This is a genomic window from Spiroplasma endosymbiont of Eupeodes luniger, assembly GCF_964019525.1.
In the GTDB taxonomy this organism is placed as follows: Bacteria; Bacillota_I; Bacilli_A; order Mycoplasmatales; family Nriv7; genus Nriv7.
This window is the reverse complement of record NZ_OZ026453.1, coordinates 823852-835946: the sequence shown is the minus strand read 5'-3', so window position 1 is coordinate 835946 and position 12095 is coordinate 823852. Positions and strand designations below refer to the sequence as shown.

Below are 12095 nucleotides of genomic sequence, written 5' to 3'. Positions count from 1 at the left end.
AAACCGGAATATTTATGGGTATTTTTTGTTATTTTTGCGAGTATTAATTTTTTTGCTTCTAGACGGATGATTAAATATTTGTGAGCATTAAAAATGCGAACAAAAATATCAACGGCGGTTGCGGGAGCATTATTATTATCAATTACAACTTCACTGCCAGAACTTGTATCAGCGATAACAGCAGGTGCTTTGGGGAGTCCTGAAGTTAGTATGGGTGATGTTATGGGGGCAAATTTATTTACAGGAGCAATGTTAGCTGTTGCTGATATTATTTTTATTCGTTATTTATTTTTTAAAAAAATAAATAACTCTAATCGCTTTATTATTTATTTAATGATCGGAATTAATATAATTTTAGTATTAGCTTTAATGCCAATTAAAGCATTTGATTTTATGCGGTTAACAATTCCTTATATCAATGTTTCTTGACCATTTTTAGTTTTATTATTAGTTTATGGGGGATTTTTAATAATGATGTTTAAAGGATTTCATGATGAGGAAAAAGAACCTAAAACTAATAAAGATGTTGGTTTAAAAAAATTATCATTAAAGATGATTATAATTTTTTTCGTTATTTGGGTTATTGGCTTAGTTCTTTCTTCAATAATATTAGTTGCGGTTATTGATAACTTTGATAATGTTTATGGGATTAAAAAAGAATCGGCAGGAGCGATTTTTTTAGGAATGACAACAGCCTTACCAGAAGTAGTATCACTATTTTCTTTAGCAAGGATTGGTTATGGTAATGTTTCCATTGCTGGAATTGTTGGGAGCCATCTTTTTAATTCAATTATTTACTTTGTTGCTGATATTATTAATCATCCTGTCGGGAGTTTAGAATATTTAGCAAATGGTAATATGATGAATTTAATGCCATTATTTGTTATTGCAATTTTGCTATTGTTAACAATTATTATTTTTACTGTTAAAACAATTCCGCGTTGAAGTAGCAGTAAAATTTTTACAGTAATAACTTCTGGAGTAATTATAATATTTTATAGTTTTAATATTATTTTTCAAATTTTACAAAGTCAATATCATTTTTTCTAATTTAAGTTGTAAAATAATTGTCATAAAACATATATGATAGATTATGATATAATTTACAAGGTAATTATTAAAATTTATAAAAGTAGAGGTTTAATATATGAGTAAACAAAATATTTTATTAATCTTTGAGATTATTCTTTTAATTATTGGTTTTGCAATGATTCTTATTGGACTATTGCAGCCAAAGAAAACGCAAGCAGGGTTAGGAGCATTAAGTGGTGGTAATCAAGAGCTTTTTGCACAAACTAAAGAGCGAGGACTTTCACGAACTTTATCATTGATGATGCTAGGTTGTGGATCTTGTTTATTTGTTCTTTCAATGATTATTAGAATTTTAGAAAATTCTTTATAATTTTTATTTAAACGATTAGTTTTTGAAAGTTCTAATAGTTTAATGACTGATGGAGAGTATATGAAGCAAAAAATTTTAAATATTTTAAAAAATGAAAAGCGAGTCCTTTCAAAGTTAGAAATTAGTAATTATCTTGAAATTACTAATAAAGAACAATATGAATTAATGGTGTTGGAACTTAAGGAATTAATAATTAATGATGTTTTAAAAGTTAATAGTAATAATGAATATTCCTTAAATTTACAAAATCAATTACTTATTGGTATTATTCAACTGCATTCTAAGGGTTTTGGTTTTATTAAAACTAAGGATAATCAAGAATATTTTGTTAAATCACAAGACTTAAATGGCTGTTTAGATATGGATGAAGTTTTATTTGCTACTAAAAATATTAAGCAAAATGATGCCCGACATTTTGAGACTCGGGTAATTGAAGTATTAAAAAGGCCTTTGACGACGGTTGTCGCTACTGTTTGTTTTAATGAAGCAAATAAAACAAAATTTTTAAAAATTAATAATATTAAATTGCAACATTTAGTCCTTTTAGTTACTAATTTAAATATGGCAATTGTTGATACGATTGTTGTCGCTAAAATAGTGTCTGTTAGTAAAAATCAATTGGTTTCATTAGAAATTCAGGATATTATTGGTAATATTAATACCCCGGGAATTGATGTCATCGCTGTTGTTCATGAGTTTTTTGTTAAGACAAAATTTGATGATGCCACATTAAATGAAGTAAAAAAAATCTCGCCGTTGGTAATGGCTGAAGAATTAATTGGTCGGAGAGATTTACAAAATAATTTATTTATTACTATTGATGGTAGTGATGCTAAAGATTTAGATGATGCTATTAGTGTTGTTAAGTTGTATAATGGAAATTATAAATTATTTGTTGCCATTGCTGATGTAGCACATTATGTTGCTGAGAACAGTGCTTTAGATAAAGAAGCTTTTATTCGTGGGACTTCTGTTTATTTAGTTGATCGTGTTATTGCGATGTTACCACCACAATTATCAAATGGTATTTGTTCTTTAAATGAAAATGAGATGCGGTTAACGATAGTTTGTGAAATGGAAATTAATGCTGTTGGTGAAACTATTAGTAATGAAATATATCCAGCAGTTATTAAAACTAAGCGAAGAATGTCGTATGATGAAGTAAATTTAGCTTTTAGTAATCAAAATCCAGATTTTATTAAAACTCATCCTGAAATTTATCAAATGCTTTTAATTGCTCGTGATTTACATCATATTTTAAGAAAATATAAGGAGCAAGCTGGGGTTATTGATTTTAATTTAAATGAAGCTAAATTAATTATTAATCAAAATGGCAAAATTAGTGATATTATTTTGAGAAATCGGGAAACAGCAGAAATGTTAATTGAGGATTTTATGATTCGTGCTAATGAAACTGTTGCTAGCACTATTTATTGAATGAATTTGCCATTTATTTATCGCATTCATGATAAACCAAAAATTAAAAAATTAAAAGAAGTGTATAATGTATTAAAAATAATGGGTTATAACATTAAGGGTAAAGTTGAGAATGTTTATGCTAAAGATTTACAATTAACTTTGGAAAATATTAAAGATAAACCTTGATTTCAAGTTGTTGCTACTTTGTTTTTACGAAGTATGGAAAAAGCGCGTTATGATATTAATAATATTGGGCATTTTGGTTTAGCAAGTGACTGTTATACTCATTTTACATCACCAATTCGTCGTTATCCAGATTTAATTGTTCATCGGATGTTAAGAAAATATCTTTTTGAAAAACAAATTAATAATGTTATTGTTGATAAGTATAAAGTGATTTTACAAAATCAAGCCGAACAGTCTAGTATTTCTGAGTTGAAAGCATTAGAATGTGAAAGAGCAGTAGAACAAATGAAAAAAGCTGAGTATATGGAAACACAAATTGGAAAAAGATTTTCCGGAATTGTTAGTTCAGTTACTAATTTTGGGATTTTTGTAGAATTAGAAAATACTATTGAAGGATTGGTTCGTGTTAGTGATATGCGAAATGATTATTATAACTATAATGAGAAAACAATGCGTTTAGTTGGTGAAAGAACAAGAAAAGAATATTATCTTGGACAAATTGTTAATATTGAGGTTAAGCACGCTAGTAAGTTAGAAAGAAAAATTGATTTTATTCTTAAAGAACCTAAAAATGGTAATGGTAGAATTAAACAATGAAAATAATTGCTTCAAATCGTAAAGCACGATTTAATTATGAATTAATAGATAGCTATGAAGCTGGAATTGCATTGCAAGGTTCTGAGGTTAAATCTTTAAGGGAATCTAATGTATCATTACAAGAAAGTTATGTTTTGATTAGAAATCAAGAAGCACTAATTTTAAATTTACATATTAGTATTTATGCTTATGCATCAAGTGCTAAACCGGATCCTAACCGTTCAAGAAAGTTATTATTGCACAAAAAACAGATTTTAAAGTTGGAAGCGAAAATGAAATTGCAAAATTTACAATTAGTTCCTACTAAAATATATTTTAATAGTAAGGGTTTAGTTAAAATTGAAATTGCGTTAGCAAAAGCTAAAAAACTTTATGATAAAAGAGAGACTATTAAAAAACGCGATGTGGAACGAAAAATTCAAAAGATTTCATAAATTTGATATAATATACTTATGGGGGTGTACTGGATTCGACAGAAATAACAAACAATTAACTGCAGTGGTGTGGTAAACCTTATCTACTTCGAGGTGTTATAACCGGAAATAAAAAAGAACATCAATCTATTCCAACATATATGTTAAATCATAACTTTGGTGGGGCAACATTAGTTGCTTAATTCAACCTTTTAAAGGATATAAATAGCACATTATTTTAGCGTAAGTTTATCTAGGCTAGTTTAATGTTGATACTTGATAAACTAGATATTGTGATGTTAATAAGCAATGTTGAAATTATATTAACTAGTTAAAGATATTACTTGTTTATTCATATTTTTCTTTAATGAACTTTTCTTGAATAAAATAAACTGTAGATGTTAATTGGGACTTATTTTTGGACGTGGGTTCAATTCCCACCATCTCCACCATAAATGTAAATAGACTTCTTGCATAACCTATTAAAAAAATTACAAATATTTGTAAAAAGACAGTAATAAAAAAAATATAATTTTAATTAATTATGTCTTTTATCTAAAAAATTAATATTTTGCCACAACAAAAAATGAATTTATTATTTAAATTCTTTAATTTTAAATAAATCTTTTATGTTAAATTAATAATTGCAAATTATAAATTGAGGCAATTAAATTAAATGTTAAACCAAATCTTTTTCTACGATTACGATATTTTTCTGTCATAATTTTAAATTTTTTAAGAATAGCAAAAATATTTTCAATAATAATTCTCATTTTTGAAACTAGTCTATTATGTTGTTTTTGTGCTTTATTTAAATGGTTTTTCTTTGTTTTCTTTGTAGGTATTAGAACATTATTGTGAATTTTTTGTATTCCTTGATAACCACTATCAACTATTAATTTGGTATTTTTTAAAATTGGGATTTTTGATTCTTTAAATAAAGCATAATCATGTTTTTTCCCAAGTGAAAAACTTGTTGCAATAATTTTTCTGGTTTCTTGTTCGATAATTACTTGTGTTTTAATGGTGTGTTTTTTCTTTTTACCAGAATAAGATTTTTTTTGTCTTTTTTTGGGCGTTGGATTGGAGTTTCGGTAGCATCAATAATAATAGTTTTATCATTAAAATAATCATTTATTAGTGCTTTTTTACCAGCAAGTTGTTGAAAATCAGAGTTTTTAATTAAAATATCTTCAATTCACTTGATATTGCGATAACAATTAGCTTCACTAATTCCGAAATTTTTACCAAGATGAAAATAAGTCTGATATTCTCGTCAATATGATAAAGTCATCAATAATCTATTTTCTAGTTATAATTTATTAGTTTTACCACCTTTTTTAAATTTTTCTATTTCAGCTACTTGTAAAATATCTAACATTTTATTAAAAGTGGATTTTTTTATTCCTGTTAATCTTAACCATTCTTTATCATTAAGAGTATTAAAATTATTATTGTTCATATTTTGATATCCTCATAAATTATATTTTATAAGAATATTTTAATAAAAAAGGTATCGCAAGAAGTCTAATATAAAATAAAAAGTAAACTTATTGTTTACTTTTTATTTTATTGTTAAATAACAAAAGACTTTTATTGTTAAACAAGATATAATTAATATTACATAAATAGTAAAATAACATTGTTGTGAGGTAAAAAGCTAGTGTCTATTAATAATAAGTCGTTATTGCAAATAAATATTAGCAATTTGCAAAAATTAGTTAATATTAATGATAAGAAAAGCTTAGAAAAAATTTTAAAAAGTTTGCATAGTGCTGATTTAGCTGATGTAATTAATAAAATGGAAAATCTTAGTGAAGTTTTATATTTAGTACGATTGTTAGATTCAAAAATAGCTAGTGAAGTTTTTATTAATCTTGATACGGAAATAAAAATAATGTTATTAAATGAGTTAAATAATACGGAAATAACGCAAATTCTTAATCAATTATATGCTGATGATATTGTTGAATTATTAGAACAAATACCCGAAAAAGTTGTTAAAAAGCTTATTATCAATGCATCGCGTGATAAAAGAAAAGAAATTAATATCTTATTAAATTATGAAGAAAATAGTGCTGGTTCAATTATGTCAGTTGATTTTGTGCAGTTGCTTCAACATGAGAAAGTTGGTCAAGCATTGGAAAAAGTGAAACAACTGGGTGAAAGAGCAGAAAATAGTGATAAGTATTATGTTACTGATAGTAAGAATAAGTTATTAGGAGTTATTAGTTTAAGAAATTTAGTTTTTGCTAATAGCAAGGAAGAAGTTAATAGTGTAATGGAAACTAATGTTGTTAGTGTTGATGCTCATAGTGATCAAGAATTAGTTGCTAATATTGTTCAAAAATATGATTTAAATGAAGTTGCTGTTGTTAATAAGCAAAATGTGTTAATTGGAATTATTACTGTTGATGATATTTTAGATGTTATGGAAGAAGAAGCGACAGAAGATATTGAAAAGTTAGCTGCAATTAAACCAACTGAGATGTTATATTTAAAAACTCCAGTTTGAAGAATTGTTCGTTCACGAATATTTTGATTGTTATTTTTATTAGTATCAGCTACTTTTTCAGAATTAGTTATTGATGCTTTTTTACCTTTATTTGGTGCTAATAAAAATAGTAGTGATTTATCTAATAAGTTTTTAACTTTATTAGTACCATTATTACCAATTATTGCTGATACGGGAGGAAATTCTGGAAGTCAAGCTTCAACAACTATTGTGCGTGCATTATCATTAGGTGATGTTACAGTTAAAGATTATGGGCAAGTTGTTTGGAAAGAGTTAAGAATATCTTTTTTTGTTGGTTTAATTTTAATTTGCTTTAACTTTATTAGAATGATTATTATTAATGTTATTAAATATGATGGTGTTTTACATTGAGATCAGTGAGCTTCAATGATTATAATTTCATTATCTTTATGAATCGTTATTATTATTTCTAAAGTAGCAGGAGGAATTTTGCCAATTATTGCAAAATTATTAAGAATGGATCCAGCTATTATGGCTGCTCCTTTGGTGACAACGATTATTGACTGTGTATCAACAACAATCTTTTTTTCTATCGCTTTACTATTTTTTGTTACTTAATAGATAGGAGAATAATATGAGATTACGAAATAATCCGCAAGCAAAAATATTTTTAAAAAATAATTATCAAATTGTTATTCAAGAGCCCCAAACTTATCAAGGTAATTGAGCATCAAAAATTTTTAATAATACTCAACCTTGTCATTTAGAAATTGGATGTGGTAAAGGAGATTTTATTATTGCTATGGCACATAAATATCCAATGATAAATTTTATTGCCATTGAAAAATCGGAAGTAGTATTAATGGTGGCAGTAAAGAAAGTGGTAGCATTAGAAAAAATTCCTAATAACTTAAAATTTGTTCAAATTGATGCTAATAATATTTTAAATATATTTGCTATTAATGAAATTGCTGAAATATATCTTAATTTTTCTGATCCGTGACCAAAGAAAAAACATTATAAAAGAAGGTTAACGCACCCTAAATTTTTATTAGCATATAAAAATATTCTTGTTAATGCTGGTAAAATTTTAATTCGTACTGATAATGCGATATTGTTTGACTTTACTATTAATAGTTTGAGGAGTGATTCTCATTGAAAATTATTAGTTCAAGAGCAAGATAGTTTATCTAGTATGTTTTTAACAGAGTATGAGAAGAAATTTATTAAACAAAATAAAGTAATATATTATTTAAAAGTAGTAAAAAATTCGTTTTAATAAAATTATTTGATATAATAAACAATAATAAATGTTAAGATAAGATAAAAGTTAAGAGGTGGCTTTAATGATTAAAATTAAGTTAAATGATTTACCAAGTAAATACGGTACTATTAAGCAAATTTTAGTTGAACAAGGGAGTCATGTTAAAGTCTTTCAAAATATTTTGCTTGTTGACTGTGAAGGTGAAGAGATTCCCATTAGTACTTTATTTGATGGTAATATTGAAAAATTATTTGTTGCTGAGGGTGATAGTGTTAAACGCGGTGATGTTGTTGTTAAAATGAAGATTATGTTGAAAGAAATTGTCTCTGAAAAATCAGTAAAACCAATAAAATCGTCATCAAAAAAGCTATTTTCTAATTGAGAAGAATTAGAAGAACAAGAACAAGAATTAAAATTTAATTTATCAGAAAATCAATTACATTTAGAAAATGGTTTTACAGCAAAATTTGAAAAAAAAGTTATTAATGAAAAATTATCGCCATCGCCAAAACCTAAATCGCCAAATCAAGTAATTGAAAAAAAACAAAGTATTATTAATTCTAATAGTGTTATTAGTGATATGCAAGAAAAAAATGAATCTGGTATTTCTAAATTTCGTCAAAGAGTTTTAAATAAATTAAGTGATATGCAAGAAAAAGTTCCATTGCCTGAAAATAATTTAAGTTCAAAAACAACTTCAGAAGAGTTAATAAAGAAAAATGAAAAACCGTTATCATTTCGGGAAATAATTATGAAGCGAATGAATAATTTGCAAGAACAAGTTGTTGCAGTTAAAGAAAGTAAAACGCAATTAAGTGATGCAAATGCTTCTTTTGTTGATAATGCTCGGAATACTATTTATAAAAAAATTGATTTAATTCAAAAAGGTAAAATTAATAACGATAGTAATATTGAAGAAATTAATAAAATAATTTCTGAAGAAGTAGATGATAAACTAGAAATTAAAGAAATTAAACAAACTATTAAAAGTCAATATCAATCATTAGGATATCAAGAAAAGAATACTGAGCAAGACAAAGTTGGTGTTTCTCAGTCAAAAGTAAATTTAAAAGAATTAATTGATGAAGTAACTGATGAAAATATAAATACTCAACAAAGTAATCAAGGAATAAATAATATGTTGGAAAATTCAGGTCATCAATATGTACCTAGTTATTTTCAGCAACCAGTATTTATTCCACCAAAATATGTGCCAATTATTAATCCACAATTAATGGCTTCTTATCATACTGATATGCAACAATCTTTTAATTCATTATCGCAAGAACAGTTAGAAAAGATTGCTAAACAAAATTTAATTAATGATAATGGTGTTAACATTGAAATTAATCATTCTGCTGAACAAAAGAGTGGTCATTTAGAAACTAGAAAAATGCTTTCAAAAGCAAGAAATAGTGCTGTGGAAGCGTTGATATTAAGTAATAAATATGTTCCGCATTTAACATTAAATTGTGAAGTTGATATGAATAATGTCATTGCTCTTTGTGAAAGGATGGTTTTGCATAGTAATAATAGTAAGACACGGTTGAATTCAATGGTATTTATAATTAAAGCAATATCTTTAAGTTTAGAAGAATATCCAAAACTTAATGCTAGTTATGATGCTGATACTAATGAATTAGTTATTAAGAGATATCATAATATTGCTATTGCTCGACAATATGCTGATGGTTTTCAAACTCCAGTTATTAGATTAGTTGATAAGTTATCAATAGCACAGTTAGCAACTGATATGGAGCAATCTGATCAAAGGATTCGGGCAAGGAAAACAAATGACCTTGAATTCGTTGGTAGTACCATTACTATTACTAATTTTGGAATGGTTGGCGCAAATTCAGGTATTTCACCAATTTTTTATCCTAATGTTGCGGTTATGGGGATTGGTAAGATTTTAAGAAAACCTGTTGTTTATGGTCAAAGTGTGACTATTAGACATATGATGAATATAACATTAACAGTTGATCAACGAGCTATTGATATTTATGATGCGGGACAATTTTTAGAAACTTTAAAAAATAATTTAGAAAAACCATATATTTTATCACTAAGTTAATCTTAGCGATTTTTTTATGAATAAGTTTACATTCTTTTAAAATAGTTATATAATTTTATCGGTTAATAAAAACCATTATATATGGCGACTGTGGCGTAATGGTTATCGCATTGGTTTGTGGAACCAACATTCGTGGGTTCAATTCCCATCAGTCGCCCCATTTTTATTTAAATTAAAATATTCTCATAAATGTACTTTCCTTTATAGGTTGTATAAAGTTTTCAGGGGTCTAGATATAATCTAGATCTCTTTTTTCTTTAACTAAAAATATGTTTCTAAAAGGATCTTTTATTAGAAATTCTTAATGAAATTTAATTAAATAGCAGTCTTGTTATTAAAAAGGAACATAGCTAATAGAAGGAGGATGTATAAAGTAAATTTATAAAATAATGCATTAAATAACAGTTAGATTTAAGACTATTTTTAGAAATATAATATTTTAAAAATAGGCTTGCAATAAATTTTTTCTTATGAAAGAGGAATAGACTTCTTGCGATACCTTTTTTATTAAAATATTCTTATAAAATATAATTTATGAGGATATCAAAATATGAACAATAATAAATTTAATACTCTTAATGATAAAGAATGGTTAAGGTTAACAGGAATAAAAAAATCCACTTTTAATAAAATGTTAGATATTTTACAAGTAGCTGAAATAGAAAAATTTAAAAAAGGTGGTAAAACTAATAAATTATCACTAGAAAATAGATTATTGATGACTTTATCATATTGACGAGAATATCAGACTTATTTTCATCTTGGTAAAAATTTCGGAATTAGTGAAGCTAATTGTTATCGCAATATCAAGTGAATTGAAGATATTTTAATTAAAAACTCTGATTTTCAACAACTTGCTGGTAAAAAAGCACTAATAAATGATTATTTTAATGATAAAACTATTATTATTGATGCTACCGAAACTCCAATCCAACGCCCAAAAAAAGACAAAAACAATCTTATTCTGGTAAAAAGAAAAAACACACCATTAAAACACAAGTAATTATCGAACAAGAAACCAGAAAAATTATTGCAACAAGTTTTTCACTTGGGAAAAAACATGATTATGCTTTATTTAAAGAATCAAAAATCCCAATTTTAAAAAATACCAAATTAATAGTTGATAGTGGTTATCAAGGAATACAAAAAATTCACAATAATGTTCTAATACCTACAAAGAAAACAAAGAAAAACCATTTAAATAAAGCACAAAAACAACATAATAGACTAGTTTCAAAAATGAGAATTATTATTGAAAATATTTTTGCTATTCTTAAAAAATTTAAAATTATGACAGAAAAATATCGTAATCGTAGAAAAAGATTTGGTTTAAGATTTAATTTAATTGCCTCAATTTATAATTTGCAATTATTAATTTAACATAAAAGATTTATTTAAAATTAATAGAATTTAAATAATAAATTCATTTTTTGTTGTGGCAAAATATTAATTTTTTAGATAAAAGACATAATTAATTAAAATTATATTTTTCTATTACTGTCTTTTTACAAATATTTGTAATTTTTTTAATAGGTTATGCAAGAAGTCTAATAAAATATGAGTTTAAAAGAGAGAATTAAAAAAATATTAAATACTAAACAAAATAAACTAATTCAAATTCCTCGTGTTGGTCAAACTTGCCAATATAGTGTTTTGGTTGAAGAGAGTGCCCCTGTACGAAGAAAAATGAATTGAAAATCACAATTCAATATGAAAACTTGTAATAAAAAAATTTACATTAATAAGATTAAATCTAAAGATCAACAAATATTTTTAGAAGGTGGTTGTGTTCATAATCATTTAGTTATTAGAAAAATTTGGAAAGAATACAAATATTGGAATGTGATTAATATTAAAAATTAAAAAGTAAAAAATTTGAAAGAAAAAGAGGAGCAAATATGGGTGATAAAGTTAGTGAGTTTATCACTAAACAATCGCAACAAGTTTTTAATATTTTATATACATTGTTAGGTATTACAGCAATAATCGCTGCCATAATTTGTGGTATTATGATTGCTTGGGCTAAAGATAAACCAGAGCAGAGAGACGGCGTAGTTGATTAAAAGGTCTGTTATGAGTGTTTATTGGTGTAGTTTTGGCATATGCTTCTGTTGGTTTAATCAATGTAATTATTGAATTTAGTAAAAATAATGAGGATTTTAAACCAAAAACTCAAGTTGTGGATTTAGTATTCACTAGATGGAAATATATTTTTTGAAATAGCTACTTAATATATTATGGGTAGTATTTCTGTTTTAACATTA

General features: G+C 25.6%; 14 protein-coding genes, 1 tRNA gene and 1 other RNA gene. 13 read left to right on the top strand and 3 right to left on the bottom strand.

Annotated features, from left to right (window positions below; all coding sequences use genetic code 4):
- Positions 1-93 precede the first annotated feature (93 nt).
- The 5 genes from AACK86_RS04875 to ssrA all read left to right on the top strand — a co-directional run bounded on the left by AACK86_RS04875 (position 94) and on the right by ssrA (position 4469).
- Positions 94-1050, top strand: coding sequence for a hypothetical protein (locus AACK86_RS04875; protein WP_338981694.1), 957 nt, complete (start codon positions 94-96; stop codon positions 1048-1050).
- A gap of 97 nt (positions 1051-1147) precedes the next feature.
- Positions 1148-1402: a preprotein translocase subunit SecG gene (gene secG, locus AACK86_RS04870; protein WP_338981693.1), complete on the top strand. Its 255-nt coding sequence runs from the start codon at positions 1148-1150 to the stop codon at positions 1400-1402.
- A 60-nt stretch (positions 1403-1462) separates the two neighbouring features.
- Positions 1463-3610 (top strand): ribonuclease R, encoded by a 2148-nt coding sequence (gene rnr / locus AACK86_RS04865; RefSeq protein ID WP_338981692.1) that lies wholly within the window; start codon positions 1463-1465, stop codon positions 3608-3610.
- Positions 3601-4038 (top strand): SsrA-binding protein SmpB, encoded by a 438-nt coding sequence (gene smpB / locus AACK86_RS04860; RefSeq protein WP_338981691.1) that lies wholly within the window; start codon positions 3601-3603, stop codon positions 4036-4038. Before rnr ends, smpB begins: the two co-directional genes overlap by 10 nt.
- 20 nt (positions 4039-4058) lie before the next feature.
- Positions 4059-4469: a transfer-messenger RNA gene (ssrA, locus tag AACK86_RS04855) on the top strand.
- Positions 4470-4649: 180 nt separating this feature from the next.
- On the opposite strand, the gene AACK86_RS07910 is transcribed toward ssrA, so the two are convergent.
- The 3 genes from AACK86_RS07910 to AACK86_RS07900 are packed head-to-tail and all read right to left on the bottom strand — an operon-like array spanning position 4650 to position 5479.
- Entirely contained in the window at positions 4650-5042 is a 393-nt protein-coding gene (locus AACK86_RS07910; RefSeq protein WP_422398381.1) for a transposase family protein, read from the bottom strand.
- Positions 5027-5311 carry a helix-turn-helix domain-containing protein gene (locus tag AACK86_RS07905; protein ID WP_422398233.1) on the bottom strand — a complete coding sequence of 95 codons (285 nt, stop codon included), beginning with the start codon at positions 5309-5311 and terminating at the stop codon, positions 5027-5029. Before AACK86_RS07905 ends, AACK86_RS07910 begins: the two co-directional genes overlap by 16 nt.
- Before the next feature lie 18 nt (positions 5312-5329).
- Positions 5330-5479 carry a hypothetical protein gene (locus AACK86_RS07900; RefSeq protein ID WP_422398232.1) on the bottom strand — a complete coding sequence of 50 codons (150 nt, stop codon included), beginning with the start codon at positions 5477-5479 and terminating at the stop codon, positions 5330-5332.
- A gap of 201 nt (positions 5480-5680) precedes the next feature.
- Between AACK86_RS07900 and mgtE the strand changes: the two genes are divergently transcribed.
- From mgtE to AACK86_RS04815, 8 genes are all read left to right on the top strand, one after another.
- The gene (mgtE, locus tag AACK86_RS04845) at positions 5681-7111 is read left to right on the top strand and encodes a magnesium transporter (RefSeq protein ID WP_338981690.1); all 1431 of its coding nucleotides are present in this window, start codon (positions 5681-5683) and stop codon (positions 7109-7111) included.
- A gap of 16 nt (positions 7112-7127) precedes the next feature.
- Positions 7128-7772 carry a tRNA (guanosine(46)-N7)-methyltransferase TrmB gene (gene trmB / locus AACK86_RS04840; RefSeq protein WP_338981689.1) on the top strand — a complete coding sequence of 215 codons (645 nt, stop codon included), beginning with the start codon at positions 7128-7130 and terminating at the stop codon, positions 7770-7772.
- A gap of 67 nt (positions 7773-7839) precedes the next feature.
- Positions 7840-9831, top strand: coding sequence for a 2-oxo acid dehydrogenase subunit E2 (locus tag AACK86_RS04835; RefSeq protein ID WP_338981688.1), 1992 nt, complete (start codon positions 7840-7842; stop codon positions 9829-9831).
- Between the two features lie 84 nt (positions 9832-9915).
- Positions 9916-9991, top strand: a tRNA-His gene (locus tag AACK86_RS04830).
- Between the two features lie 390 nt (positions 9992-10381).
- Positions 10382-10834, top strand: coding sequence for a transposase family protein (locus tag AACK86_RS07895; protein ID WP_338982632.1), 453 nt, complete (start codon positions 10382-10384; stop codon positions 10832-10834).
- Positions 10819-11211 (top strand): transposase family protein, encoded by a 393-nt coding sequence (locus tag AACK86_RS07890; RefSeq protein WP_422398306.1) that lies wholly within the window; start codon positions 10819-10821, stop codon positions 11209-11211. Before AACK86_RS07895 ends, AACK86_RS07890 begins: the two co-directional genes overlap by 16 nt.
- A 177-nt stretch (positions 11212-11388) precedes the next feature.
- A complete protein-coding gene (locus AACK86_RS04820; RefSeq protein ID WP_338981687.1) occupies positions 11389-11694 on the top strand; it encodes a hypothetical protein in 306 nt (101 codons plus the stop codon).
- 35 nt (positions 11695-11729) lie between these two features.
- Positions 11730-11894, top strand: a complete 165-nt coding sequence (locus AACK86_RS04815; protein ID WP_338981686.1) for a hypothetical protein — start codon at positions 11730-11732, stop codon at positions 11892-11894.
- Positions 11895-12095 lie beyond the last annotated feature (201 nt).